We start from the raw sequence: 26,066 nt of genomic DNA on the forward strand, positions 1-26,066 counted from the left end.
CGGCTCTGACAGAGATCGCGCTGCGAATGTCCCTTCCCGACGGCACCGTCGATATCCCGCCCGGCAAGATCGCCGCCGTGGTGACCTCGCTCGAGATGCTGGCGCCGCCGGTGATCCCGCCCGATCCGGTTGGCGATTGGAAGCTGCGCCGCGTCGCGCGGCCCGATCCGGGCTGGTACCGTGACCTCTACGCGCGCGTCGGACATGAGTGGTTGTGGACGCAGCGATTGCGCATGAGTAAAGCCGAGCTTGCCAGGACGATCGGTGCCGACGGCGTCGAAATCACCACGCTCGAACACGACGGCGGCGATGAAGCCCTGCTCGAGCTCGATTTTCGCAAGACAAACGAATGCGAGCTGGTGCTGTTCGGCGTCACGTCGAAACTGATCGGCACCGGCGCCGGTCGCCTGCTGATGAATCACGCCCTGCGCCGCGCCTGGGCGCAGCCCTTGACGCGGCTCTGGGTCCACACCTGCAGCTTCGATCACCCGCGCGCGCTCGCCTTCTATCAGCGCTCCGGCTTCCGCCCGTTCCGCCGCCAGATCGAGATCGCCCCGGATCCGCGCCTCGACGGCACGCTGCCGCGGGATGTCGCACGTCACGTGCCGCTGCTGGCCTGAACTTGGCAGCTGACAACCTGGTCGAATGACGCTTCAATGTCGGGAGCAGGAGGATGCCTCATGTTCCTGATCGGCCAATACGACTCGCCCTTCGTCCGCCGTACCGCCATCGCGCTCCGGCTGTACGGCATTCCGTTCGAGCACAAGCCGTGGTCGACGTTCGGCGACGCCGACAAGATCGCACCTTACAATCCGCTGCTGCGCGTGCCGGTGCTGGTGCTCGACGGCGGCGAGGCGTTGATCGATTCGACGGCGATTCTCGATCATCTCGACGAGGCGGTCGGGCCGGAGCGTGCGATGCTGGCGCCGCGCGGCGCGTTGCGCCGCCAGCAGCTGCACACGATCGCGCTCGCCACCGGGCTCGGCGACAAGGCGGTCAGCCTGATCTACGAGCGGGTGCTGCGCAAGGACCAGCTCGCGCTGTGGGTGGAGCGCTGCGAGGCGCAGATCGCCGGCGTGCTGGCGATGCTGGAGGCGCAGCGTGCGCCGGTCTCGACGGAGTATTGGTACGGCGGGCAGATCGGCCACGCCGACATCGCCGTCGCCTGCGTGCTGCGCTTCACGCGCGAGGCGCATCCGCAGCTGTTCGACGCGACGCGCTATCCGGCACTTGCCGCCCACGCCGCGCGCTGCGAGGCGCTGCCGCCGTTCCAGGAGATCGTGCAGCCACTGGCTCCGCCGAGCGGGAATTGATGCTGTCGGAGGGCGTTCACTATCGTTTTGGCGCGACCACCGCGCAGCTGGCTCGGTGCACCTCGCCCCGCTTGCGGGGAGAGGTCGGATCGCATCGTCAGATGCGATCCGGGTGAGGGGGTACAGGTCTAACCATTCGCACTTCCCGTGCGTCTGCCCCTCACCCCAACCCTCTCCCCGTGAAGAACGGGGAGAGGGAGCGGACTGCCGCCGTGGAAGCAGCGAAGTCACTACTCACGGCCTGAAATACACATCCACCTTCATGCCCACCGCGAACGGGCCGGGCTCGGCGAGATCGACCAGCACCTCGACGACGTCGACATCGGTCATGTTGCGCTGGCTGAGCGCAGCCGTGCGGCTGCTCTCGACCAGCGGGGCAACGGACGCGACCTTGCCGGCGACGTCGCGGCCGCGGAAGGCGTCGGAGCGGACCACGGCCTGCTGGCCCACCTTGATCTTGTCGAGGTCGCGCTGATCGAGTTCGGCGCGGACGCGCAAGGACGACATGTCGCCGAGCAGCACCAGCGGCTGCGATCCTTGCGGCGAGGCGATCTCGCCGGCACGCGCGTTGACCTGCAGGATGGTGCCGTCGAGCGGCGCACGGAGTGTGAGCTTCTCCAGCGTGGCGCGCGCGGCCTGCAGATCGGCGCGGGCGACGTTGAGCTGGCCTTCGGCGCCGATCGGCAGCGGCGCGTCGGCCGTGACCTTGCGCAACTCTTCGGTCTGCTGCTCCAGCTTCGCCTGTGCATTCGTCGCTTGCGTGCGCGCACTCTCCACGTCGGCATCGGCGCCGCGCCCGGCGCGCCGCTCGGCCACCGCCTTGTCGAGCGCAACGCGCGCGTCGAACACCGCGGCTTGCGCATCGGCGACGCCATCCTCGGCGCGTCGCCGGGGCCCTGCGCCCGACGGCGTCGTTTCCTTGTTGCGCACGCGCTTGCGCATCGCCGCCTGCGCCTCGGCGCTGGCGAGCTGCGCGCGCGCCTCGGCGTCAGAGAGCCGCACCAGGGCCTGGCCGGCGAACACGCTGTCGCCGGGCTTTACCAGCACCTCCTGGATCGCGCCGACCACGGGCACGCCCAGCTTGATCAGGCCGGACGCCGGCTCGACACGCCCGGGCGCGACCGCGAGCCATCGCTCCTCCTGGGCGTTGGCGGCGCGCGCCTCCTGGGTGATCAAGCGCGGCGCGGCCGCGAGCACCGTCGACGCCGCCAGCAGCAGCGCGACAACGTAGGGAGCTCGACCGGGCTTGTTCATGCGTTCGAGACCTTCTTCATCGAGTCTGTCACTGCCTCCTCGCGGACGATCCGGCCGTCCTCGATATGAACGACGCGGCTGGCGAACGGCAGGATGCGCGGATCGTGTGTCACGACAAGAACAGCGCGCGACGGGTCTTTGGCGATGTCGGCCAGCAAGGTCATGATCGCCTGGCCATTGGAAGTGTCGAGCGCGCCGGTCGGCTCGTCGGCGAGAATGACCTGGGTCTTGCCGACGATGGCACGCGCGATCGCGACGCGCTGCTGCTCGCCGCCGGACAGCTCGCGCGGCAGCGATCTGCGCTTCTGGCCGAGACCGACGGTGGCCAGCACCTCGCGCGCTGCGGCCTTTGCTGTCCGCGCCCGCTCGCCGCGCACATCGAGCGCGAGGCGGACATTGTCCTCGGCATTCAACGTAGGAAACAGATGATAGGACTGGAAGATGAAGCCGATGCGCTCGCGCCGGAGCTTGGCCAGCGCCTCCGCATCGAGCCCGGCGACCGCCTGGCCGCCGACATGCACCGTCCCGGCGTCCGGCGTCATCAGGCAGCCGAGGATCGACAGCAGCGTGGTCTTACCGCTACCCGACGGGCCCATCAGCAGCACCAGCTCGCCGCCTTTCAACGCCAGGCTTACGCCCTTCAGCGCCTGCACCCGGCCGGCGCCCTGGCCGAGGTGGTGGACGAGATCGGTGGCCGCGAGCACGACGTCGCTCATCGCGAGAACACCATGGCTGGATCGATACGCATCACCTTGACGATCGCGGCGATCGCCGAGCCGACGCACATCGTCACCGTCAGGGCGAGCAGCGCGACGGTCAGCAGCGGCGTCATGATGACGGGCAGCGCGGACTCCGCCGTCGCGGTCGCCACGATCTTGCCGATGCCGGCGGCGCCGGCGAAGCCGACGATGGCGCTGAGCAGCGCCTGCCAGATGATGACTGTGTAGATGTAGCGGCTCGACGAGCCGATCGCGCGCAAGGTGGCGAATTCGTTGAGATGGTCCTTGGTACTGGAATAGAGCGTCTGCGCGACGATCACGGTGCCGACGATGACCCCCAGCAGCGCGCCGGCGAACAGCGCCGCGCCCGCGCCGGTGCCGAACAGCCAGAACGAGCGGCTGCGGTTGCGGAACTCGGCCGCGGTCAGCACCTCCACATTCCCCAGACTGTCGCGCAGCGCCTGCTGCGTCTTCCAGAGATCGGCATCGGATGCCAGCCGCACCAGCAGATACGATGCCTTGCTCGCCGGCGTTCCGGTGAAGCTGCGGGCCCGCTCGACATCGGTGAACACGTATGGCGTTGTCGTGAACGAGCGGATGCCCTTGCTGACCGCCATCACCTGCACCTTGCGGTCACGCAGCTCGGCGGCCTGCTCCACGCCCGAGATGCCGAGCCGTTCGAAATAGGTCTGGTCGATGGCGACAGCACCGGGCACCGAGAGGTCGTCGAGCCGACCTTCGACCACGTTCCAGGGATGCAGGCCTAGTCCGCGCAGCTCCGAGCCGACCACAAAGACGGGCGTCGTGGTGCCCTGCGGCAGCCGCCATTGCGCATAGCCGATCACCAGCGGCGTCGCCTCGGTGACCCCGGGGACGGCCAGCGCCCGGAACCGCTGCCGCTCGTCGAGCAGCGATGGATCCTCGAAGCACTTGGTGCCGACCGGCATGATCCACAGCTGCGCCGGCGCATGGTCGATCATGGTCGTCACCATGCGGCGGAAGCCGACATAGAGGCCCATCTGCACGGTCACCAGCACGATCGAGAAGATGATGCCGATCACGGTCGCGACGAAGCGCAGCCTGTCATGGAACAGGTTTCGCGACGCAAGCCTGAACTGCAACGACATGAACCAAAACCACCCGTCGCCCCCGGGGCATTTCAGCCGGTTACGGGGGCGATGTCCACGCTGGATCGGGCCACGCTAGCCGTAGCGCCTTGTCATTCGGGACGGTCGTGGCGCGGGGGACACTGAGGACGCAACCGGTGTCGTCCAGGAGAGTGCTTCTGGGAGCCACCAGCCGTTCCTCAAAACCGGTGTCGTCCCTGCGAACGCAGGGACCCATAACCACAGGGAGATGTTGTTTTTGCTCGGTTTCAGCCACCGCGGACGAGGGAGAGATCACGCGGTATGGGTCCCTGCGTTCGCAGGGACGACAGCCGTGGGGGTTTGGAGGCAGTGCCACCTACTTCGCGCCGACGGCCTTCTTGCGCCAGGCGAGGTGCACCGCGCAGGCGCAGCCCGGCGGGTGGCTGGCGAGTTCGGCGTCGTTGGCCGGGGCGAGCGTCGCGGCCGCGCGCGGCGTCTGCGCCGCCTGGCCGCCCCGCGCCGGGATGTAGTTCAGGATCGGCGCCAGCCAGCGCTCGACCTCGGCCACCGTCATGCCCTTGCGCGCGGCGTAGTCCTCGACCTGGTCGCGCTCGATCTTGCCGACGCCGAAATAGAAGCTCTCAGGCGAGGCGAAGTAGAGACCCGAGACCGACGAGCCCGGCCACATCGCAAAGCTCTCCGTCAGCCGCACGCCGGCACTTGTCTCCGCATCGAGCAGTTTGAACAACGTCGCCTTCTCGGTGTGATCCGGCTGCGCCGGATAGCCGGGGGCGGGGCGGATGCCCTGGTACTTCTCCAGGATCAAATCATCGGCCGAGAGCGCCTCATCCGGCGCATAAGCCCAGAACTCGCGGCGCACGCGGGCGTGCAGGCGCTCGGCAAACGCCTCGGCGAGGCGGTCGGCCAGCGCTTTCACCAGGATCGAGGAGTAGTCGTCATTGGCGTTCTTGAAGCGGTCGGCCACCGCATCCTCGCCAAGCCCCGTGGTGACGACGAAGCCGCCGACATAGTCCGGCACGCCGGAATCCATCGGCGCGACGAAATCGGACAGCGCGGTGTTGAAGCGGCCTTCGCGCTTCTCGAGCTGCTGGCGCAGTGTGTGCATCGTCGCCACGGTCTTGGTGCGGCTGTCATCGGCATAGAGCACGATGTCGTCGCCGACGGCGTTGGCCGGCCAGAAGCCGATCGCGGCGCGCGCCGTGAACCACTTCTCGTCGACGATCTGCTTCAGCATCTTCTGGGCATCGTCATACAGCGCCCGCGCGGCCTCGCCGACCTTGGCGTCGTCGAGAATCGCAGGGAAGCGGCCCGCGAGCTCCCAGGTCTGGAAGAACGGCGTCCAGTCGATATAGGGCACGAGCTCGGCGAGGTCGTAGTCGACGAAGGTCTTGGTGCCCAGAAAGGTCGGCTTTACCGGCCTGGCGTTGGCGAAGTCGATCTTCGGCGCGTTGGCGCGCGCGTCAGCCAGCGACAGCCGCTTCTTGTCGGCCTGGCCGCGCAGATGCGCGGCGGCGATCTTCTGATACTCGGTGCGGATGTCAGCCGCATAGGCGTCCTTGCGCTCGGGCGACAGCAGCGAGGAGGCGACGCCGACGGCGCGGCTGGCGTCGTTGACATGCACCACCGGACCGCCCTGGTAGTTCGGGTCGATCTTGACGGCGGTGTGGACGCGGCTCGTCGTGGCGCCGCCGATCAGCAAGGGTACATTCAGGCCCTGACGTTCCATCTCGGACGCCAGATAGGCCATCTCGTCGAGCGACGGCGTGATCAGGCCGGAGAGGCCGATGATGTCGGCATTCTCCGCCTTTGCGGTGTCGATGATCTTGGCGGCGGGCACCATGACGCCGAGGTCGATGACCTCGAAATTGTTGCACTGGAGCACGATGCCGACAATGTTCTTGCCGATGTCGTGGACGTCGCCCTTGACGGTGGCGAGCACGATCTTGCCGGCATTGGAGCGCTCGTTGGCGCGGCCCTTGTTGGCGGCCTTCTCGGCCTCCATGAATGGCATCAGATAGGCGACCGCCTGCTTCATCACGCGCGCCGACTTCACGACCTGCGGCAGGAACATCTTGCCGTCGCCGAACAGGTCGCCGACGACGTTCATGCCGGCCATCAGCGGGCCTTCGATGACGTCGAGCGGCCGCGTCGACTTGGCGCGCGCCTCCTCGGTGTCAACATCGATGAACTCGGTGATCCCGTGCACCAGCGCGTGCGACAGCCGCTTTTCCACCGGCCATTCGCGCCAGGCCAGGTCGGCCTCCTTGGTCTGCTTGCCCTGGCCGCGGAACTTCTCGGCCAGCGCCAGCAGCCGCTCGGACGCGCCGGGGTCGCGGTTGAGCACGACGTCCTCGCAGACCTGGCGCAGCTCCGGATCGATGTCGTCATAGACGATCATCTGCCCGGCATTGACGATGCCCATGTCCATGCCCGCCTTGATGGCGTGATACAGGAACACCGAATGCATCGCCTCGCGCACCGGCTCATTACCGCGGAACGAGAACGACAGATTGGAGACGCCGCCCGAAACATGCGCATGCGGCAGGTTCTGGCGGATCCAGCGCGTCGCTTCGATGAAGTCGACGCCGTAATTGTCGTGCTCCTCGATCCCTGTCGCGATCGCAAAGATGTTGGGATCGAAAATGATGTCTTCCGGCGGGAAGCCGACCGTCTCGACCAGGATCTTGTAGGCGCGGGCGCAGATCTCGGTCTTGCGCTGGTAGGTGTCGGCCTGGCCGGTCTCGTCGAACGCCATCACGACGACCGCGGCGCCATGGCGGCGCGCGATCTGCGCCTCGTGGATGAACTTCTCCTCGCCTTCCTTCAGCGAAATCGAGTTCACGACAGGCTTACCCTGCACGCATTTCAGGCCGGCCTCGATAACGTGGAATTTCGAGGAGTCGACCATGACAGGGACGCGGGCGATGTCAGGCTCGGCGGCGACGAGGTTGAGGAAGGTCCGCATCGCGGCTTCCGAATCCAGGAGGCCCTCGTCCATGTTGACGTCGATGACCTGCGCGCCGTTCTCGACCTGGTCGCGCGCGACCTGCAGCGCGGCCGTGTAGTCGCCCGCGGTGATCAGCTTGCGGAATTTGGCCGAGCCGGTGACGTTGGTGCGCTCGCCGACATTGACGAACGGAATTTCCGGCGTCAGCTCGAACGGCTCCAGGCCCGACAGCCGCAGCCGCGGCGCGATGTCAAGCACGATGCGCGGCTTGTGCGGAGCGACGGCGGCGGCGATCGCCGCGATATGATCCGGCGTGGTGCCGCAGCAGCCGCCGACGATGTTGACGAGGCCGTCACGCGCGAACTCGCCGATCAGCCGCGCCATGTAGGCCGGCGTCTCGTCATACTGGCCGAACTCGTTGGGCAGGCCGGCATTGGGATAGGCGCAGACCAGCGTGTCGGCGACGCGGCCGATGTCGGCGACATGGGCGCGCAGGTCCTCGGCGCCGAGCGCGCAATTGAAGCCGATCGTCAGCGGCTTGGCGTGACGCACCGAATTCCAGAACGCCTCCGGCATCTGGCCCGAGAGCAGGCGGCCGGACTTGTCGGTGATGGTGCCGGAGATCATCACGGGCACGTCGATGCCGCGCGCCTCGCAGAGCTCGGCGATCGCATACAGCGCGGCCTTGGCGTTGAGCGTGTCGAAGATGGTTTCGACCAGCAGGATGTCGGCCCCGCCGTCGAGCAGCCCACGCGCCTGCTCGCCATAGGCGAGGCGCAGATCGTCGAAGGTGACGGCGCGATAGCCGGGGTTGGAGACGTCGGGCGAGATCGACGCGGTGCGGTTGGTCGGGCCCATCGCACCGGCGACGAAACGCGGCTTGCCGTCCTCGGCCGCGACGCGCGTGGCGGCATTGCGGGCCAGCCGCGCGCCCTCGCGGTTGAGCTCGTAGATGATGTCGGAGAGGTCGTAATCGGCCTGCGCGATCGATGTCGCCGAGAACGTATTGGTGGCGACGATGTCGGCGCCAGCGCGCAGATACTGCGCGTGAATGTCCTCGATCGCGTCCGGCTGCGTAAGGATCAGGAGGTCATTGTTGCCGCGCAGGTCACGATGAAAGTCCTTGAAACGCTCGCTGCGGAACGCCGCCTCGTCGAACTGCAACGCCTGGATCATCGTGCCCATGGCACCGTCGAGGATCAGGATGCGCTTGGCTGCTGCAGCGAGGAAAGCGGACCGCGCGGTGGACACAGGGGAGGACATCAGGCGGCGACCTTGTTGACGGACTTCGGACGGATGCCAAGCAGATGGCTGATCGCGAACACGAGGTCGGCGCGGTTCATGGTGTAGAAATGGAAGGTGTCGACGCCATGCTTGGCGAGCTTGTGCACCTGGCCGGCGGCGACGGTCGCCGCCACCAGCTTGCGGGTCTCAGGATCGTTGTCGAGGCCGTCGAACTTCTCGGCCAGCCAGTCCGGCACGGTGGTGCCGGCGCGGGTGACGAAGCCGCGCGCCTGCTTGAAATTGTGCATCGGCATGATCCCGGGCACGATCGGAATGTCGATGCCGCGGGCGCGGACCCGGTCGAGGTAGCGGAAGTAGAGGTCGTTGTCGAAGAAGACCTGCGTGATGGCCCGCGTCGCGCCGGCGTCGACCTTGGCCTTGAGCATGTCGATGTCGGCGTCGAAGTCGCGGCTCTCCGGGTGCTTCTCCGGATAGGCCGAGACCGAGATCTCAACATCCGGATGGCGCTTCTTGATGCCGGCGATCAGTTCGGGCGAGGTCTGATAGCCCTCGGCGTGGGTGTGATAGGGCGTGCCGATGCCGCCTGGCGGATCGCCGCGCAGAGCCACGATGTGGCGGACGCCGACCTCGTGATAGCGATCGACAACCTCGTCGATCTCCTGGCGGGAGGCGCCGACGCAGGTCAGATGCGCCGCCGGCAGCAGCGCGGTTTCTTTCAGGATGCGCGCGATAGTGGCGTGGGTGCGCTCGCGGGTCGAGCCGCCGGCGCCGTAGGTGACGGAGACGAAGCTCGGCTCCAGCGGCGCCAGCCGCTCGATCGAACTCCACAGCGTCCGGTCCATTTCCTCGGTCTTCGGCGGAAAGAACTCGAAGGAGATCTTCGGCCGGATGATCGCGGAATGTCCGTCAGTGACGGCGGTGGCGAGGTCGGTCATGGCGGCGCAGGTTCCCGATGGCGCGTAAATTTCAACTTGAGAGCGGATCGCTGCTCAGATGCGCCAAGATAGGGGAAGTGGGTCGCAATAAACAGCCCACCGGAAATGGGATATGGCCCACAAATTTGGATTTAGATAGAGATTTTCCGGATTGTGTGGGTGCCGATGTGGGCAAGTAAAAGTGAGGTTTCACCGCGCCAAAGTGGCCTCATGAGCATGTTTTTCCGAAAATTGAATGTGGGATAGGGCGAGGGTTCTCTTGTATACAGCCAACTTGTCCCAACTCCATTCGGACGTGATCCCTGCATTTCCAGCAGATCACCGGCGCAGCTGGCCCATTGTCGCGGCCCGTGCAGCCATTACGTTGAGACTATGATCCCGATTTCAGTCCTCGACCTCTCCGTCACAACCACGGCCACGCCGGCCTCGGCGGCGTTGCGCAACAGCATAGATTTGGCGCGCCACGTCGATCAGCTCGGTTATGTCCGCTACTGGCTCGCCGAGCATCACAGCCTTGTTTCGGTGGCGAGCCCGTCGCCTGACATCATGATCGGGCAGATCGCGGCCGTCACAAAACGCATCCGCGTCGGCTCCGGCGGCGTGATGCTGCCCAACCATGCGCCACTGGTGGTCGCCGAACGCTTCAAGATGCTGGAGGCGCTTTTTCCGGGCCGGATCGACCTCGGCCTGGGCCGCGCGCCCGGCACCGACGGCACCACGGCCTATGCGCTGAGGAGCCGGCTCGACCGCCGTGACGGCGACGATTTCCTGGAGCGGCTGCATGAGCTGACCCTTTGGCAGACGCGGGAGTTCCCCGCGGGCCATCCCTACAACAACGTCATCGCGATGCCCGACGATGCGCCGCTGCCGCCGATCTTTCTGCTCGGCTCCAGCGACTATTCCAGCGAGCTCTCGGCGCAGATGGGCATGGGGTTTGGCTTCGCGCATCATTTCGCCAATCACGACGCGATCGACGCGATGACCAATTATCGCGCACATTTCACCGCCTCGCGCTGGCGCTCGCAGCCGCATGCGATCCTGGCGGTCGCCGTGGTGACGGCCGAGACCGATGCGGAAGCCGAGCGGCTGGCGTCGTCGATGGACCTCAATCGTCTCCGGCGCGACCGCGGCCAGTTCCTGCCGCTGCCGAGCCCGGAGGAGGCGGCGGCCTATCCGTATACGGACTCCGACCGCGCCTCGATCGCCCGCAACCGCTCAAGACTGTTCGTCGGCTCGCCCGCGACGGTTCGCGCCAAGCTCGACCCGATGATCGCGGCGAGCCAGGCCGACGAGCTGATGGTGATCACCGCGATCTTCGACCACGAGGCCCGCAAGCGCTCCTACACCCTGCTCGCCGACGCCTTCGGCCTGGAGCGGCAGGCGGCGGCGTAACGGGAGTCCTCGACAGACCTCGATCGGACTTGGGAGCGGCAGAGCAGGATCATCTCCCCGCGATCTCGATTGAGGATCCGAGTTTGCGCTCGTCGTTCTCCACATCGTCATGGCCGGGCTTGTCCCGGCCATCTACGTCGTTCGGCATGCTGAGGACAACGTGAATGCCCGGGACAAGCCCGGGCATGACGGAGTACCTCGTTGGCAGGATTATTTGTCGCGACAGCTCCGCATCTCCCTGCTCACCATGTGACCAGCGGCGCGCGGCGCAAAAAGCTGTCGTCGCTCACCTGATTGACCACGAAGCGCGCGACATCGGCCCGCGCGATTGTGCCACCGTGAAAGTTCGAGAGGTCCGTCAGCGCGCGCACCGTCTGCCCGCCCGGCTTGTCATTGAGCATCGCGGGGCGAACGATGACCCAATCGAGCGCGCTGTCGCGGATGATCGCCTCCTGCCGGTCCTTGTCGGCATAGACGTTGCGCAAGAGCAGCGGCAGGATCAGCCGGTCATAGACGAAGCCGCCATGCCCCCGGCTGTCGCCGGCGCCGATCCCGGTGATCGCGACGAGGCGCGCAACATTCTCGGCCTTCATTGCCTTGACGAGCGCACGCGTCGATGTTGAGAGCGTCGTGACCTCACGGAACGGGCTGAGCGACGTGCCGAGCGAACTGATCACGGCATCCTGGCCCTTGAGCGCCTTGCGCAGCGAAGCTTCGTCGCGGGCATCGCCGACGATCAGTTGCGCGCCTTGCAGATCCCCGGCCTTTTCGGGCGATCGCACCAAAGCTGTGACCTGATGGCCGCGGACCAACGCGTCGCGCACAATCAGCCGGCCGGTACCGCCGGTGGCGCCGAGCACGAGGATATTCGGCTTGGGCGTGCTGTTGTCTTCGGCTGATAGCGTCATGGTTGTCTCCTCTGAGGGGGGCGCCCGTGTTGGCGGTCCGAGCGCAGGTGCAAGTGATCAGACCTGGGAAATAGCGATCCACATGCGAGCCGACAGGCGCTAGGATTGGACAGCTTGTCTCATTGGTGGAACAGATGGATTTGCTGGCGCTCGCCGATTTCACCCTCGTCGCCCGTTACGGCGGCTTCGGCCGCGCCGCGCGGGCCAGCGGTCGTCCGAAGGCGACGCTGTCCCGCCGGGTCGCGGAGCTTGAGGCGAGCCTGGACATCCGGCTGATCGAGCGCGGCGGACGCGCGCTGAAGCTGACCGAGGAGGGGCGGGCGCTGTTCGAGCGCACGGGCGCGCTGCTGACCGAGCTCGACGAGACCGTCGGCGCGATCGCATCAGGCGGCCAGACGCCGCGCGGCCGTTTGCGCATCAGCGCGCCGCTGCTGTTCTCGCAGACCGCGATGGGCAAGCTCGCCGCGTCATTCGCGCTTCGCTACCCCGAGGTGCGGCTCGATGTGACCACGGATGACCGCACCGTCGACATGGTCGAGGAGGGCTATGACCTGGTGATCCGGGTCAATCCCGCTCCCGACGACAGCCTGATCGGACGCATCTTCCTGCGCGACCGGATGGTGGTTGTCGCTCACCCCGCGCTCGCCCGCCCGGACGACGCAACGTCCGTCCGCGCCATCGTTCGCAGCAGTGACCAGATCACGAGCTGGGCCGTGACGGGACCGGCAGGGCCGGCGCGAATCTCCGTCGAGCCGATCCTGCGCCTGACCTCGCTGATCATGGTGCGCGATGCCGTCCGCGCCGGCGTCGGCGCGGCCTGCCTGCCGCTCTCGCTCGCCAGCCACGACCTCGCCGCCGGCCGCCTCGTGCACTGGGCCGATGTCGACGCCCCGCCGGTGGCGCTGTGGACGCTGTATCCATCGCGCCGGCTGCTGAGCCCGCGCGTCTCCGCCTTCCTCGATCATCTCAAGGATGCCTTCCCGACGGGAACGTCAGCCGAGCTCGCCGCCTATGTCGAAGGGTAGGTGCCCGCGTCATGGGACCCATACCGCGTGATGTCGCGGCGAGACGACGGTGGGAGAGACCGTCGCATAACCACTCGGCGCTGCGGCTATGAGTGGCGACCCGAGAGAGCTACTCTCGTGTTTCGCTGAACGTCGCCCGGAACGGATGCGCCGGGTAGACGCCGACGATGCGCAGCTCGCGCGAGAAGAACTTCAGCTCCTCCAGCGCGAACGCCAGGCCCTTGTCCTCGGGATGGCCGTCGACATCGGCGTAGAACTGCGTGGCGAAGAAATTGCCGTCGACCATGTAGCTCTCGAGCTTGGTCATGTTGACGCCATTGGTCGCGAAGCCGCCGAGCGCCTTGTACAGCGCGGCCGGGAGGTTGCGGACGCGGAACACGAAGCTCGTCACCAGCGGGCCGGAGTTCTGCTCGGCCCACTGCTCCTCGCGCGCCAGCACCACGAAGCGGGTGGTGTTGTGCGCCTCGTCCTCGATGTCCTCGGCGAGGATGTCGAGGCCGTAGATCTTCGCCGCCAGGCGCGAGGCGATGGCCGCGACACTTCTGTCGCCGCGCTCGGACACGTCGCGCGCGCTGCCCGCGGTGTCGCCGGCCACGATCGGGCGGATGCCGAGGTTGCGGATATAGCGGCGGCACTGGCCGAGCGCCTGGACATGGCTCTCGACCGTCTTGATGTCCGCGAGCCTGGTGCCCTTCAGCGCCATCAGCTGATGCCGGATCGGCAGGAACCACTCGCCGATGATGTACAGGCCCGAGCCCGGCAGCAGATGGTGGATGTCGGCGACGCGCCCCGCAACCGAGTTCTCGATCGGGATCATGCCGAGATCGGCCTCTCCGGACGAGATCGCGCTGAGCGCATCCTCGAAGGTCGGGCAGGGCATGGCTTCGGCAGTCGGATAGGCCTCGGAAATGGCGATGTGGGAGTTGGCTCCCGGCTCGCCCTGGAATGCGATTTTCAAGATCTTGCTCATGATGGGCCTTCTAGCAGCTCAAGCTTTGGACAGCAGCCGGCGGGCGGTTTCGAGGTCGGCCGGCGTATCCACGCCGCGCGGGACGGCATCGACGACCATGACGTCGATGCGCATGCCGGCCTCCAGCGCCCGCAGCTGTTCCAGCTTCTCCTGCTGTTCGAGTGGCGACGGCGGCAGGCGCACGAAGCGCTCCAGCGCCGCGCGACGGTAGGCATAGAGACCGATGTGGTGGTAGCGCGGCCCGTCGCCATGCGGCGCCGTGGCCCGGGTGAAATACAGCGCCCGCATGCGCCGTCCACCCAGGGGCGAGCCGACGGCCTTGACCACGTTCGGATTGAGGCTCTCTTCTTCGGTGTGGATCTGTGCGGCGAGCGTGGCGATGTCGACGGCGGGATCGTCCAGCGGCGGCAGCACGTCGCTGATGCTCCTGGGGTCGATGGTCGGGAAGTCGCCCTGCAGGTTGACCACGAAATCGGCCTCACCAGCGGGATCGAGCTTGCACAGCGCCTCGTAGATGCGATCGGACCCGGAGGGATGATCCGGCCTCGTCATCACCACCTCGCCGCCCGCCGCGGTCACCGCCGCGGCGATCTCCGGCGTGTCGGTCGCCACCGCCACGCGACCGATCGCCGCTTCTTCCGCACGGCGCAACACCTGCACGATCATCGGCACGCCCGCGATGTCGAGCAGTGGCTTGCCGGGCAGGCGGGTGGAGGCCATGCGGGCCGGGATCAGCACGAGGATCTTGGATCGGGTCATCCGAAAACGGCAGGTCGGAGCCGGTCGCAACAGCGCGTCCGGACGGGGATGGGGACAGCAAAAACCGCCCGCTTATACGGGTTGCCAGAGCACGGGCAAACCGATATCTCACTTCTGCCGCAGGGGGAGGCGCGACGGCTCGATTCCGCTCGATGCCTTCATGAAGTCCTTGAGGCGATTCACGGCCGCGGCCCCGCGGCCTCAAAGCAATGAAATCCGCCCTCGGAGCCTGATTCCAAAATGGACTCCTTCGAACTGAACAAAATCCTCGGCGCCGTGCTGGCCGCCTGTCTGGTCGTGCTGGTCACGAGCTTTTCCGCCAACGCGATCTTCGCGCCGAAGATGCCGGAAAAGCCGGGTTTCGAGATCGCCGTGAAGGAGGCCGAAGGCGCAAGCAAGGAAGCCGCTGCGCCGGCCTCCGCCGAGCCGATCGAGAAGCTGCTGCAGACCGCCTCCGTCGAGAAGGGCGCCGCCGCCGCCAAGAAGTGCGCAGCCTGCCACACCTTTGCGAAGGGCGAGAAGAACGGCGTCGGCCCGAACCTCTGGGGCGTGGTCGGCGACAAGATCGGCGAGGGCCGCGGCTTCAACTGGTCGCAGGCGATCAAGGCCAAGGGCGGCACCTGGACGATCGAAGAGCTGAACAAGTTCATCACCAACCCCAAGGGGTACATCCCGGGCACCGCCATGGGCTTCGCCGGCATCCAGAAGGACTCGGAGCGCGCCGACGTGCTGGCCTATCTGAACTCGCTCTCGGACAACCCGGCCCCGCTGCCGACCGCAGCCAAGTGAGCCCCGGCTCAGCTCTGATTTTGGACGGCCGGGCCCCAAGCCCGGCCGTTTTGCTATCCGAGGCGAATTTCGCCGCATTTGGGACCTTTGGTCGCATCCAGGCCGTTCACAACCCGGTATCATGAGGAAAAAGCAAGGTTATCGGTCGAAACCTTGCCTTATATTGTCCGCCTGAATGGAACGGGTTCGGTGGCCGGGAGCGCTCCTGCTTCGGCCGGCGCAACCTGCCCGGTGCGAATTGGGTTACGATCAGACGTTGGATCAGGGAGCGGTCGCGGCCCAGGCCGGCCGAAGGCTCCCGAGCGATCTTATTCAGAGGAAGTCTCATTTGACGATTACCCGACGACAGCTGCTGCAGAGCAGCGCCTTCGCTGCCATGACCCCGGCGCTCGGCGCCGCCGCCAGCTTCGTTTCCGCCGACGCGGCGCAGGCGCAGGCCGGCGAGCAGTTGGTCTGGCGCCACGGCCTGTCGCTGTTCGGCGAGGTGAAGTACCCGGCCGACTTCAAGCGATTCGACTACGTCAATCCCGACGCGCCGAAGGGCGGCACGGCCCGGATGATCTCGCTCGGGACCTTCGACAACTTCAACATCGTCGTGATGTATGTGAAGGGCAACATCGCGGTCGCGGCGGCGCAGATCTACGAGACCCTGATGACGCGGTCGCAGGACGAGATCTCGACCGAGTACGGCCTGCTGGCCGAAGCCGCCTCCTACCCGGACGACTATTCCTGGGTGATCTACCGCCTGCGCAAGGACGCGCGCTGGCATGACGGCAAACCGGTGACGCCCGAGGACGTCATCTTCTCGCTCGACGTGCTCAAGAAGAACAGCCCGTTCTACTCGTCCTACTACCGCCATGTCGTCAAGACCGAGAAGACCGGCGACCTCGAGGTGAAGTTCACCTTCGACGGCCCGGGCAACCGCGAGCTGCCGCACATCGTCGGCGAACTGCTCGTGCTGCCCAAGCATTATTGGGAAGGCACCGACGCGCAGGGCCGCAAGCGCGACGTCACCGCGACCACCCTGGAGCCGCCGCTCGGGTCGAGCCCCTACCGCATCAAGGACTTCGTGCCCGGCCGCTCGATCAAGCTGGAGCGCGTGAAGGATTACTGGGGTGCCAACCTGCCGGTCCGCATCGGCCAGTACAATTTCGACGAGCTGCAGTTCGAGTATTTCCGCGACAACCTCGTTGCGCTCGAAGCCTTCAAGGCCGACCAGGCGGACTGGATCAGCGAGAATTCGGCCAAGCAATGGGCCACGGCCTATGACTTCCCGGCGATCACTGAGAAGCGCGCGGTCAAGGAGGAGTTTCCGGTCCGCGACTCCGGCCGCATGCAGGGCTTCGTCTTCAACCTGCGCCGTCCGCAATTCCAGGACGCCCGGCTGCGCCGCGCCTTCAACTATGCGTTCGATTTCGAGGAGATGAACAAGCAGCTGTTCTTCGGCCAATACAAGCGCATCAACAGCTATTTCGAGGGCACGGATTTGGCCTGCTCCGGCCTGCCGCAGGGTCAGGAGCTGCAGATCCTCGAGGGCCTGCGCGGCCAGGTGCCGCCGGAGGTGTTCACCACCGTCTACCAGAACCCGGTCGGCGGCAACCCCGAGAACGTCCGCGCCAATCTGCGCGAGGCGACCAGGCTCCTGAAGGACGCGGGCTACGAGATCAAGGACCGCAAGCTGGTCGATCCCGCCGGCAAGCAGGTCGCGATCGAACTCCTGGTGCAGGATCCATCATCGGAGCGCATCGTGCTGTTCTACAAGCCGTCGCTGGAGCGGCTCGGCGTCACCGTCACGGTGCGCCAGGTCGACAATGTCCAGTATGAGCAGCGCGCCCGCACCTTCGACTACGACATGATCATCGATACCTGGGGCCAGTCGCTGTCGCCCGGCAACGAGCAGCGCGATTTCTGGGGCTCGAAGGCGGCCGATGAGCCGGGCTCGAAGAATGCGGTGGGCATCAAGAACCCCGCCATCGACGAACTGATCGAGAAGATCATCTTCGCCAAGGACCGCGCATCCCTGGAGGCCGCGACGCATGCGCTCGACCGCGTGCTGCTGTGGAATTTCTACGTCGTGCCGCAGTTCACCTATCCGTTCGCGCGCAGCGCGCGCTGGGACCGCTTCAGCCATTTCGAGCCGTTCCCGAAATTCGCCAGCAGCGGCTGGCCGTCACTGTGGTGGTTCGACGCCGACAAGGCTGCCAAGGTGAAGCGGTCTTGAGCACGATCTCGCATCTGTCCCGCCGCCGCGTGCTCGGGCTGGGCCTGGGCGCGCTCGGCGTCTCCTTGCTGAAGCCGGCGAACGCCGCGGAATTCGGCCCGGACTCGCACGGCATGTCGGCGTTCGGCGACCTGAAGTATCCGGCGGACTTTCCGCGCTTCGACTACGTCAATCCGGAGGCGCCGAAGGGCGGGCTGTTCTCGCTGATCCCCTCAGTGCGCGCCTACAACCAGTCCTACCAGACGTTCAACTCGTTCAACGCCTACATCCTCAAGGGCGAGGGCGCGCAGGGCATGGCGATGACCTTCGCGTCCTTGATGGTGCCATCGGGCGACGAGCCCGATGCGGTGTATGGGCTGGTCGCGAAATCGGTCGCGATCTCGCCTGACAAGCTGAACTACCGCTTCACGTTGCGGCCCGAGGCGCGCTTCCACGATGGCTCGAGGATCACGGCGCAGGACGTCGCCTGGTCGCTGAACACGCTGAAGGACAAGGGTCATCCGCTGATCGTCGTGCAGCTGCGCGACTTCGTGAAGGCCGAGGCCCTCGATGACGCCACGGTCGTGATCAGCTTCGTCGAGAAGCGGGCGCGCGACGTGCCGCTCTATGTCGTCACCCTGCCGATCTTCTCCAAGGCCTACTACGCCAGCCGTGCGTTCGACGAATCGACGCTCGACGTGCCGCTCGGCTCGGGCCCTTACAAGGTCGGCAGATACGAGGTCAACCGCTATGTCGAGTTCGATCGCGTCAAGGACTGGTGGGCGGCCGACCTGCCGGTGAGCCGCGGCTTCTACAATTTCGACACGGTGCGCTACGAGTTCTATCGCGACCGCGACGTCGCTTTCGAAGGCTTCACCGCCAAGAGCTATCTGTTCCGCGAGGAGTTCACCTCGCGCATCTGGGCGACCCGCTACGATTTCCCGGCGATCAAGGACGGCCGAGTCAAGCGCGAGATGCTGCCGGACGAGACGCCGTCGGGCGGGCAGGGCTGGTTCATCAACACCCGCCGCGACAAGTTCGGGGATCCGCGCGTCCGTCAGGCGCTGGCCTACGCCTTCGACTTCGAGTGGACCAACAAGACCATCATGTACGGCGCCTATGCGCGCACCGTGTCGCCGTTCCAGAACTCCGACATGGTCGCGGTCGGCCCGCCGTCGCCGGAGGAGCTGAAGCTGCTCGAGCCGTTCCGCGGCCAGGTGCCCGACGACGTGTTTGGCGAGCCGTTTGTGCCGCCGGCCTCCGATGGCTCGGGCCAGGATCGCGCGCTGCTGCGCAAGGCCACGCAATTGCTGCAGCAGGCCGGCCTGCCGGTGAAGGACGGCAAGCGGCTGCTGCCGAACGGCGAGCCGTTCGCGATCGAGTTCCTGATCGACGAGGTCTCGTTCAAGCCGCACCACGGCACCTTGATCAAGAACCTGCAGACGCTCGGCATCGATGCCGATCTGCGCATCGTCGACGCCGTGCAGTACCGCGCCCGCGTCGAGGATTTCGACTTCGACATCACGGTGCAGCGGCTGTCGATGTCGCCGACCCCCGGCGACTCCTTGCGGCCGTATTTCACGTCGGACGCTGCCAAGACCAAAGGGTCCTACAATCTCGCCGGCATCAGCAATCCCGCGATCGACGCGCTGGTTGCGAAGGCGATCGCCGCCGAGACCCGCAGCGAGCTGACCTCCGCCTGCCGGGCGCTCGATCGGGTGTTCCGCGCCGGTCACTACTGGATCTCGCAATGGTACCGGACGACCCATCCGATCGCCTATTGGGATCAGTTCAGCCACCCGCCGAAGCCGCCGAAATACGCCTCGGGCGTCGGCGCCCCAGACATCTGGTGGTACGATGCCGCCAAGGCCGCAAAGCTGGAGCAGGCGAAGTAGTTCATGGCTGCCTATATCGCTCGCCGCATCTTTCTGATGCTCCCGACCCTGCTCGGGATCCTTTTCATCTCCTTCGTCGTGGTGCAGTTCGCGCCGGGCGGCCCGGTCGAGCGCGTCATCGCGCAGCTGACCGGCGCCGACACCGGCGGCACCTCGCGCATCTCCGGCGGCAGCGGCTCGGATTTCGGCGCGCGGCCGCCGGGACAGGTCGGCTCAGGCGGCGAGATCAACTCCAAATATCGCGGCGCGCAGGGACTCGATCCCGCCTTCATCAAGAAGCTGGAGCAGCAGTTCGGCTTCGACAAGCCGGCGCCGGAGCGCTTCGCGCTGATGGTCTGGAACTTCGCCCGCTTCGATTTCGGCAAGAGCTATTTCCGCGACACGTCGGTGCTGCAGCTGATCAAGGAGAAGCTGCCGGTCTCGATCTCGCTCGGCCTGTGGATGACCTTGCTGACCTATCTGATCTCGATTCCCTTGGGCATTCGCAAGGCCGTGCATGACGGCTCACGCTTCGACGTCTGGACCTCGGCGGTGATCATCGTCGGCTACGCGATCCCCGGCTTCCTGTTCGCGATCCTGCTCATCATCCTGTTCGCCGGCGGCTCCTTCCTCAACATCTTCCCGCTGCGCGGCCTGACCTCGGACGGCTGGGCCGGCTTTCCCTGGTACTGGAAGATCCTCGACTATTTCTGGCACATCACCCTGCCGCTGCTGTCGATGGCGCTCGGCGCCTTCGCGACCATGACCTTGCTCACCAAGAACTCGTTCCTCGACGAGATCCGCAAGCAATATGTCATGACCGCGCGCGCCAAGGGCTGCAGCGAGACCCAGGTGCTATATGGTCACATCTTCCGCAACGCGATGCTGATCGTGATCGCGGGCTTCCCGGGTACCTTCATCCACGCCTTCTTCTCCGGATCGCTGCTGATCGAGACCATCTTCTCGCTCGACGGCCTCGGCCTGTTGTCGTTCGAGAGCATCCTCAACCGCGACTATCCGGTCGTGTTCGGCAACCTCTACATCTTCTCGCTGCTCGGCCTGGTGGTGAACCTGATCTCCGACCTCACCTATATGTGGATCGATCCGCGGATCGATTTCGAGGCACGGGAGGTCTGACGATGCTCAAAACCGTAGCCCCCGTCGAGACCACTACGCAGGCGCCGCTCGGCGAGGCCGTGCCGCCGACGCGGCATCGCTTCCGGCCGTCGCCGCTCAACCAGCGCCGCTGGCAGAACTTCAAGGCCAACCGCCGCGGCTACTGGTCGCTGTGGATCTTCCTGTTTCTGTTCATCGTCTCGTTGTTCGCCGAGCTGATCGCCAATGACCGGCCGTTCCTGATCAAGTTCGACGGTCATCTGTATTGGCCGGCCTTCGTCTCCTATCCGGAGACCGCATTCGGCGGCGACTTCGAGACCGCGGCCGACTATCGCGACCCGTACTTGCAGAAGCTGATCGCCGACAAGGGCGGCACGGTGATCTGGCCGCTGATCCGCTACTCCTACGCCACCCACAATCTCGATCTGCCGACGCCGGCGCCGTCGCCGCCGACCTGGATGCTGACCGAGGCGCAGTGCAAGGCCGTGGTCGAGAAGAAGGGGCTGAAGAGCTGTCGCGACCTCGAATACAACTGGCTCGGCACCGACGATCAGGGCCGCGACGTTGTCGCGCGGCTGATCTACGGCTTCCGCATCTCCGTGCTGTTCGGCCTGTCCCTGACGTTCTTCTCCTCGATCATCGGCATCGCCGCCGGCGGTGTGCAGGGCTATTTCGGCGGCTGGGTCGATCTGTTGTTCCAGCGCTTCATCGAGATCTGGAACGCGATCCCCTATCTCTATCTGCTGCTGATCCTCTCCGCGGTGCTGGTGCCCGGCTTCTTCACCCTGCTCGGCATCATGCTGCTGTTCTCCTGGGTGTCGCTTGTTGGGCTCGTGCGCGCCGAATTTTTGCGCGGCCGCAATTTCGAGTACATCCAGGCGGCGCGTGCGCTCGGCGTCTCCAACGTCGTCATCATGTGGCGGCATCTGTTGCCGAACGCGATGGTCGCGACCATGACCTTCCTGCCGTTCATCGTGTCGAGCTCGGTGATGACGTTGACGGCGCTCGATTTCCTCGGCTTCGGCCTGCCGCCCGGCTCGCCGTCGCTGGGCGAGATGCTGTCGCAGGCGAAGGCGAACGTGCAAGCGCCGTGGCTCGGCCTCACCGGCTTCTTCTCGGTCGCGATCATGCTGTCGCTCCTCATCTTCATCGGCGAGGCCGTGCGCGACGCGTTCGACCCGCGCAAGACGTTCAGGTGAGCGCCAGGGTACGATGACATGGATGCGATGACCCAGCCGCTGTTGTCGGTCAGCGATCTCTCGGTCGCCTTTCACCAGGGCGGCCGCGCCTCGACCGCGGTCGACCACGTCTCGTTCGACATCAAGCGCGGCGAATGCGTCGCGCTGGTCGGCGAGTCAGGCTCGGGGAAGTCCGTCAGTGCGCTCTCCGTGCTGAAGCTGCTGCCGTATCCGGTTGCCTCGCATCCCTCCGGCAGCATCCGCTTCAAGGGGCGCGATCTGCTGCCGCTGTCCGAGGGCGAGATGCGCGGCATCCGCGGCAGCGACATCTCGATCATCTTCCAGGAGCCGATGACCTCGCTCAATCCGCTGCACACGATCGAGCGGCAGATCAGCGAGATCCTGCATCTGCACAAGCCGATCTCGGGCAGCGCCGCGCGTACGCGCGTGCTCGAGCTGCTCACCCAGGTCGGCATTCCCGAGCCCGAGACGCGGCTCGGCAGCTATCCGCACCAGCTCTCCGGCGGCCAGCGTCAGCGCGTGATGATCGCGATGGCGCTCGCCAACGAGCCGGATCTCCTGATCGCCGACGAGCCGACCACCGCGCTCGACGTCACCGTGCAGGCGCAGATCCTGGCGCTACTCGCCGACATCCGCGCGCGGCTCGGGATGAGCCTCCTCTTCATCACACATGATCTCGGCATCGTCCGGCGCATCGCCGACCGCGTCTGCGTCATGAATGGCGGCAAGATCGTCGAGCAGGGCCCGGTCGAGCAGGTGTTCACCGCGCCACAGCATCCCTACACCAAGGCGCTGCTCGCCGCCGAGCCGAAGCCAGATCCCGCCCCGCCGCGGCCCGATCAGCCGGTCGTGATGCAGGCGAAGGACCTGAAGGTCTGGTTTCCGATCAAGCGCGGCCTGTTCCGCTCCACCGTTGGCCATATCAAGGCCGTCGACGGCGTCAGCGTCGCCGTGCGCAAGGGCGAGACGCTCGGCGTTGTCGGCGAGTCCGGCTCCGGCAAGACCACGCTCGGGCTGGCGCTGCTGCGGCTCATCTCCTCCGACGGACCGATCGTGTTTCTGGGCAAGGAGATCCAGGGCCTGAGCTTCAAGGAAGTCCGCCCGTTCCGCCGCGACATGCAGATCGTCTTCCAGGACCCGTTCGGTTCGCTCAGTCCGCGCATGTCGGTCGGCGACATCATCGCGGAAGGCCTGAGCGTGCATCAGCCTGACTTGTCGGAGGAGGCGCGCGAGGCCAAGGTCGTCAAGGCGCTCACCGATGTCGGCCTCGATCCGGCAACCCGCTTCCGCTATCCGCACGAATTCTCCGGCGGCCAGCGCCAGCGCATCTCGGTCGCCCGCGCCGTCGTGCTGGAGCCGTCCTTCGTCGTGCTCGACGAGCCGACCTCGGCGCTCGACATGCTGTTCCAGGCGCAGATGGTCGAGCTCCTGCGCGAGCTGCAGCGCAAGCGCGAGCTGACCTACATGTTCATCTCCCACGATCTGCGCGTCGTCGCCGCGCTGGCGAGCCATCTCATCGTGATGCGCCACGGCAAGGTGGTCGAGGAGGGCCCCGCCGCGCAATTGTTCAAGGCGCCGAAGACGGACTACACGCGCGCGCTGTTCGCCGCGGCGTTCAGGAACGAGACCGCGGGGAACGGCGCTGCGGCGAGCTGATCGGGACCCGCCAGTTCCCGGTTCGCACGCAGGTCACATTGTGAGTTGGACACGAACTCCAGCCTCAAGACCGGTGCGCTGCGCTCCTCTCCCCGCTACGGGACAGGGTAACGGTGAAGGGCGGTGCTGCTGATCCGCAGGATTGCTGCGCGATCCGATCTCTCTCCGCAAACAGCAAGTCTCTCGTCGCAACAAGCACGGTCTCTCCCCTCGTCATTGCGAGCGCAGCGAAGCAATCCAGAGTCGCAGGGCGGGACCCTGGATTGTTTCGTCGCTGCGCTCCTTGCAATGATGACCGGATGGATGTCGTCCGAGAAATGATCAGTTCGAAATCAGGACTCGCCGCAAGCCTGGTACGCCCATCTCGCCTCGGGTTACGGGCGGCTGCGTCGGTGATCGCGCCGCGATCAGCGCCGGCCGCCTCCACCGCCTCCACCGCCTCCGCCTCCGCCGCCTCCTCCAAAACCGCCTTGCCCGCCAAAGCCACCGCCGCCGGAGGGAGGACCACCGGGCGCGCCGCCGAAGCCCGGCGGGTTCGAGACGCCGCCGGAGCCGAAGCCGCCGGGGGAGCCCATGCCGCCCGGAGACATGCCGCTGTCGCGGCCGAAGCCGGGCATGTCTCGATGACCCGGCGCAACCGGATTGTTGGGGGCAGCCGGGCCGCCCGGTGTCCCCGGCGCAGTGGTGCCGCCATTGACGCCGCTCCGGCCTCGCGGACTGCCCGGTTCTTGCGTTGGTCCCTGGCCGCGCGGCGCCTGCGGTCGCTGCACGGATTCGCCGGGGAAGCGGGTCACCGCCTGCACGGTTTCGGCGCGTAACCCGCCGGCGCCATCGGGCACGGCGTTGACGACGACGCGCGCCTCGCCCGCCGGCTGAAAGCGCGAATTGTCGCGCGCGACATAGCCGGAGCCGAACCGCAGGTCGTTGCCGACGCGCTGGACATAGCCCTCGACCAGCAACCGGCTGGCGCGGGCGAACTCCTTGAGGTCATCCGGCCTGATCCGCGCCACCTGCATCACGCCCTGCGCGACGCGGCCCTCGGCCTGGACGCGCTGACCGACCAGCGCCTGGTCGACGCCGGTGATCCGCAGGCCGCCGATGGATAGGCCGGTCCTGTCACGGACGACGACGCCCGTGATCCGGCTCGTGGGGACCGTGCGCGGGTCAACGAGGCTCGCGACAATCACGCCATCGCTGCGCCTGAGGCCGAAGACCGCGACGTGGCTGCCGACCTTGCGCCAGCTCTCCTGGCCCGGCGAGATCACGGTCTGGCCGAGCACAGTGAGCTCGCCTGGCCTGACCGCCTCGATCGCGCCGGTGACCTCGCTGACGATATCGATGCGGCCGGTGCTGAGCGTGCCGCCGGCGTCGCGCCGCGCCAGCACGCGGGCGAGCTGGCCGATCTTCAGCGCCTTCACCGATGATGTCTCGCCGTCGATCGTGACCGGGACGTCCGGCGCGTAGCTGACTCGCTCGCCATTGACGAAGATGCTGCCGAAGCGCTGGATCACGCCGACGATGCCGGTGCCGCCCATGCCCTGATCCTGGCCGCCGCGGATGCCGGTGCCGCCGATGCCCTGGTCGTCGCCCTTGCGGGTCTGTCCCCAGGCAAGTGCTGATGTGCCGGCGAGCCACAGCCCGGCGAGCAGCGCCCTGCGCGAGACGTGCCTGCGCATGATCATGTCGAGCCGCCTTCGTCGGGCGCGTCTTTCGGCTCTTCCAGATAGATGTAGACGCCGAAATTCCAGCGGGCGTCGCCGCCCTTGTCCTTGGCCACCGCGCGGTTGGCCTCGCGATTGGCGGTCTTCAGCGCCTCCATGGCGAGCTCGCGCGAGCGCGCCTCGAGCCGCCGCGCGAGCTTAGGCGACAGCCCGTCATAATGCACCGCGCGCTCCATGAAGCGCGGCGCCGGCTCGGCGACGTTGGCCGCGGCGGCCGCGATGTGGTCATGCAAATTGCGGCCGAGATAGTACCATTTTCGGTCGTCGTCGCCGCGCGGCACGAAGCCGGTGTCGGTGAGCACGATGTTGTCGTCGGCGTCGATCGTCACCAGCTGGCGGTCCAGCCATTCGTCGAGCACCGCGCGCGGGCGGACGTCCTTGGTGATGGTGGAAACCAGCGCCTCGAAGGAGGGGGCGTCGCCCTCGGCCGTCCGCGGCAGCGGCAGCGGGTCGCCCTTGGCATCGGTGAACTCCGGCGCCGCGAGCCAGTGCGCGATGATCGCGCTGGTGCGCGACAGGGTCGCCGGCACCACGTTGACCGGCGCGCCGGCGCCGCGCAGCCGGGCCACCTCCTTGCGATGAATGCCGGTCAGCAGACTGACGCGACTGTCGGTCTGCGGCTTGCCGTCGAGCGCGAAATCGTGCTCGGCGACGTTGACGAACAGCTCACGCAACAGCTGCGCCAGCGCCGGAAACGTCATGCCGCTACGGATGCACAGCCGCACCAGCGGCCGCAGCAGCCGCGCCAGCGGCGCGTGCAGCTGCGTCGCGGTGAGCGGCGCCGGCGTCCGGGATGTCGGATCCATGACTGAATTTTATCCGGCCAGCTTGTGGGACACAATCCCACACATTCGTTGACGTGTGAAAAATTCCCACGTATTGAGGATCACGTTCAACCCACGGCCCGTGCCGCGGCCGGGGTGCCAGGGCGCGCT

20 protein-coding genes are annotated in these 26,066 nt (G+C 66.5%); 10 read left to right on the forward strand and 10 right to left on the reverse strand.

All coding sequences use genetic code 11. The features are described 5' to 3' along the window. Nucleotides 1–26: 26 nt before the first annotated feature. Complete coding sequence (locus BRADO_RS04610) at nt 27–620, forward strand: N-acetyltransferase (RefSeq protein ID WP_011924155.1); 594 nt, start codon at nt 27–29, stop codon at nt 618–620. 60 nt (nt 621–680) lie between these two features. Further along, nucleotides 681–1,313: a glutathione S-transferase family protein gene (locus BRADO_RS04615; RefSeq protein WP_041756094.1), complete on the forward strand. Its 633-nt coding sequence runs from the start codon at nt 681–683 to the stop codon at nt 1,311–1,313. A 234-nt stretch (nt 1,314–1,547) separates the two neighbouring features. Here BRADO_RS04615 and BRADO_RS04620 read toward each other — a convergent pair whose 3' ends face one another. From BRADO_RS04620 to metF, 5 genes are all read right to left on the reverse strand, one after another. After that, nucleotides 1,548–2,567 carry an HlyD family secretion protein gene (locus tag BRADO_RS04620; protein ID WP_011924157.1) on the reverse strand — a complete coding sequence of 340 codons (1,020 nt, stop codon included), beginning with the start codon at nt 2,565–2,567 and terminating at the stop codon, nt 1,548–1,550. Next, nucleotides 2,564–3,283, reverse strand: a complete 720-nt coding sequence (locus BRADO_RS04625; RefSeq protein ID WP_041756095.1) for an ABC transporter ATP-binding protein — start codon at nt 3,281–3,283, stop codon at nt 2,564–2,566. Before BRADO_RS04625 ends, BRADO_RS04620 begins: the two co-directional genes overlap by 4 nt. After that, on the reverse strand, nt 3,280–4,413 hold the full coding sequence (locus BRADO_RS04630) for an ABC transporter permease (protein ID WP_011924159.1): 1,134 nt from the start codon (nt 4,411–4,413) through the stop codon (nt 3,280–3,282). The genes BRADO_RS04625 and BRADO_RS04630 overlap by 4 nt, the downstream gene beginning before the upstream one ends. A gap of 337 nt (nt 4,414–4,750) precedes the next feature. Beyond that, nucleotides 4,751–8,605 (reverse strand): methionine synthase, encoded by a 3,855-nt coding sequence (gene metH / locus BRADO_RS04635; protein WP_011924160.1) that lies wholly within the window; start codon nt 8,603–8,605, stop codon nt 4,751–4,753. Then, entirely contained in the window at nt 8,605–9,522 is a 918-nt protein-coding gene (metF, locus tag BRADO_RS04640; protein ID WP_011924161.1) for a methylenetetrahydrofolate reductase [NAD(P)H], read from the reverse strand. Before metF ends, metH begins: the two co-directional genes overlap by 1 nt. Before the next feature lie 372 nt (nt 9,523–9,894). Between metF and BRADO_RS04645 the strand changes: the two genes are divergently transcribed. Further along, on the forward strand, nt 9,895–10,914 hold the full coding sequence (locus tag BRADO_RS04645; RefSeq protein WP_041756096.1) for an LLM class flavin-dependent oxidoreductase: 1,020 nt from the start codon (nt 9,895–9,897) through the stop codon (nt 10,912–10,914). A gap of 242 nt (nt 10,915–11,156) precedes the next feature. Here BRADO_RS04645 and BRADO_RS04650 read toward each other — a convergent pair whose 3' ends face one another. Continuing rightward, nucleotides 11,157–11,822, reverse strand: coding sequence for an NAD(P)-dependent oxidoreductase (locus BRADO_RS04650; RefSeq protein WP_011924163.1), 666 nt, complete (start codon nt 11,820–11,822; stop codon nt 11,157–11,159). 134 nt (nt 11,823–11,956) lie between these two features. On the opposite strand from BRADO_RS04650, the gene BRADO_RS04655 reads away from it, so the two are divergent. Next, nucleotides 11,957–12,847, forward strand: coding sequence for a LysR family transcriptional regulator (locus BRADO_RS04655; protein WP_041756097.1), 891 nt, complete (start codon nt 11,957–11,959; stop codon nt 12,845–12,847). 109 nt (nt 12,848–12,956) lie between these two features. On the opposite strand, the gene BRADO_RS04660 is transcribed toward BRADO_RS04655, so the two are convergent. Then, nucleotides 12,957–13,817, reverse strand: a complete 861-nt coding sequence (locus BRADO_RS04660) for a prephenate dehydratase (RefSeq protein ID WP_011924165.1) — start codon at nt 13,815–13,817, stop codon at nt 12,957–12,959. Between the two features lie 18 nt (nt 13,818–13,835). Further along, nucleotides 13,836–14,576, reverse strand: a complete 741-nt coding sequence (locus tag BRADO_RS04665; RefSeq protein ID WP_041756098.1) for a 3-deoxy-manno-octulosonate cytidylyltransferase — start codon at nt 14,574–14,576, stop codon at nt 13,836–13,838. Between the two features lie 240 nt (nt 14,577–14,816). Between BRADO_RS04665 and BRADO_RS04670 the strand changes: the two genes are divergently transcribed. The 6 genes from BRADO_RS04670 (at nt 14,817) to BRADO_RS04695 (ending at nt 23,410) form a co-directional block, all read left to right on the forward strand. After that, nucleotides 14,817–15,365 (forward strand): cytochrome c family protein, encoded by a 549-nt coding sequence (locus BRADO_RS04670; RefSeq protein WP_011924167.1) that lies wholly within the window; start codon nt 14,817–14,819, stop codon nt 15,363–15,365. Between the two features lie 376 nt (nt 15,366–15,741). Continuing rightward, nucleotides 15,742–17,586 carry an extracellular solute-binding protein gene (locus BRADO_RS04675; protein ID WP_011924168.1) on the forward strand — a complete coding sequence of 615 codons (1,845 nt, stop codon included), beginning with the start codon at nt 15,742–15,744 and terminating at the stop codon, nt 17,584–17,586. Nucleotides 17,587–17,591: 5 nt separating this feature from the next. Further along, nucleotides 17,592–19,460 carry an extracellular solute-binding protein gene (locus BRADO_RS04680; RefSeq protein ID WP_041757308.1) on the forward strand — a complete coding sequence of 623 codons (1,869 nt, stop codon included), beginning with the start codon at nt 17,592–17,594 and terminating at the stop codon, nt 19,458–19,460. 3 nt (nt 19,461–19,463) lie between these two features. Further along, entirely contained in the window at nt 19,464–20,576 is a 1,113-nt protein-coding gene (locus BRADO_RS04685) for a microcin C ABC transporter permease YejB (protein ID WP_011924170.1), read from the forward strand. A 2-nt stretch (nt 20,577–20,578) separates the two neighbouring features. Next, nucleotides 20,579–21,754 (forward strand): ABC transporter permease, encoded by a 1,176-nt coding sequence (locus BRADO_RS04690; protein ID WP_041756099.1) that lies wholly within the window; start codon nt 20,579–20,581, stop codon nt 21,752–21,754. A gap of 18 nt (nt 21,755–21,772) precedes the next feature. After that, nucleotides 21,773–23,410, forward strand: a complete 1,638-nt coding sequence (locus tag BRADO_RS04695) for an ABC transporter ATP-binding protein (RefSeq protein ID WP_011924172.1) — start codon at nt 21,773–21,775, stop codon at nt 23,408–23,410. Nucleotides 23,411–23,817: 407 nt separating this feature from the next. Here the strand turns inward: BRADO_RS04695 and BRADO_RS04700 are convergent, their stop codons facing one another. Further along, nucleotides 23,818–25,092: a DUF5666 domain-containing protein gene (locus BRADO_RS04700; protein ID WP_011924173.1), complete on the reverse strand. Its 1,275-nt coding sequence runs from the start codon at nt 25,090–25,092 to the stop codon at nt 23,818–23,820. Then, nucleotides 25,089–25,937, reverse strand: a complete 849-nt coding sequence (locus BRADO_RS04705) for a DUF6502 family protein (RefSeq protein WP_011924174.1) — start codon at nt 25,935–25,937, stop codon at nt 25,089–25,091. The genes BRADO_RS04700 and BRADO_RS04705 overlap by 4 nt, the downstream gene beginning before the upstream one ends. Between the last annotated feature and the right edge of the window lie 129 nt (nt 25,938–26,066).

The organism is Bradyrhizobium sp. ORS 278 (assembly GCF_000026145.1).
Taxonomy (GTDB): Bacteria; Pseudomonadota; Alphaproteobacteria; order Rhizobiales; family Xanthobacteraceae; genus Bradyrhizobium.

Bases quoted from the DNA above. Each gene is read 5' to 3' on its own strand.
- BRADO_RS04650 (WP_011924163.1), bottom strand. From the start codon at position 11,822: ATGACGCTATCAGCCGAAGACAACAGCACGCCCAAGCCGAATATCCTC.
- BRADO_RS04645 (WP_041756096.1), top strand. From the start codon at position 9,895: ATGATCCCGATTTCAGTCCTCGACCTCTCCGTCACAACCACGGCCACG.
- BRADO_RS04615 (WP_041756094.1), top strand. From the start codon at position 681: ATGTTCCTGATCGGCCAATACGACTCGCCCTTCGTCCGCCGTACCGCC.
- BRADO_RS04690 (WP_041756099.1), top strand. From the start codon at position 20,579: ATGCTCAAAACCGTAGCCCCCGTCGAGACCACTACGCAGGCGCCGCTC.
- BRADO_RS04610 (WP_011924155.1), top strand. From the start codon at position 27: ATGTCCCTTCCCGACGGCACCGTCGATATCCCGCCCGGCAAGATCGCC.
- BRADO_RS04655 (WP_041756097.1), top strand. From the start codon at position 11,957: ATGGATTTGCTGGCGCTCGCCGATTTCACCCTCGTCGCCCGTTACGGC.
- metF (WP_011924161.1), bottom strand. From the start codon at position 9,522: ATGACCGACCTCGCCACCGCCGTCACTGACGGACATTCCGCGATCATC.
- BRADO_RS04665 (WP_041756098.1), bottom strand. From the start codon at position 14,576: ATGACCCGATCCAAGATCCTCGTGCTGATCCCGGCCCGCATGGCCTCC.
- BRADO_RS04625 (WP_041756095.1), bottom strand. From the start codon at position 3,283: ATGAGCGACGTCGTGCTCGCGGCCACCGATCTCGTCCACCACCTCGGC.
- BRADO_RS04695 (WP_011924172.1), top strand. From the start codon at position 21,773: ATGGATGCGATGACCCAGCCGCTGTTGTCGGTCAGCGATCTCTCGGTC.
- BRADO_RS04675 (WP_011924168.1), top strand. From the start codon at position 15,742: ATGACCCCGGCGCTCGGCGCCGCCGCCAGCTTCGTTTCCGCCGACGCG.
- BRADO_RS04630 (WP_011924159.1), bottom strand. From the start codon at position 4,413: ATGTCGTTGCAGTTCAGGCTTGCGTCGCGAAACCTGTTCCATGACAGG.
- BRADO_RS04685 (WP_011924170.1), top strand. From the start codon at position 19,464: ATGGCTGCCTATATCGCTCGCCGCATCTTTCTGATGCTCCCGACCCTG.
- BRADO_RS04700 (WP_011924173.1), bottom strand. From the start codon at position 25,092: ATGATCATGCGCAGGCACGTCTCGCGCAGGGCGCTGCTCGCCGGGCTG.
- BRADO_RS04705 (WP_011924174.1), bottom strand. From the start codon at position 25,937: ATGGATCCGACATCCCGGACGCCGGCGCCGCTCACCGCGACGCAGCTG.
- BRADO_RS04660 (WP_011924165.1), bottom strand. From the start codon at position 13,817: ATGAGCAAGATCTTGAAAATCGCATTCCAGGGCGAGCCGGGAGCCAAC.
- BRADO_RS04670 (WP_011924167.1), top strand. From the start codon at position 14,817: ATGGACTCCTTCGAACTGAACAAAATCCTCGGCGCCGTGCTGGCCGCC.
- BRADO_RS04620 (WP_011924157.1), bottom strand. From the start codon at position 2,567: ATGAACAAGCCCGGTCGAGCTCCCTACGTTGTCGCGCTGCTGCTGGCG.
- metH (WP_011924160.1), bottom strand. From the start codon at position 8,605: ATGTCCTCCCCTGTGTCCACCGCGCGGTCCGCTTTCCTCGCTGCAGCA.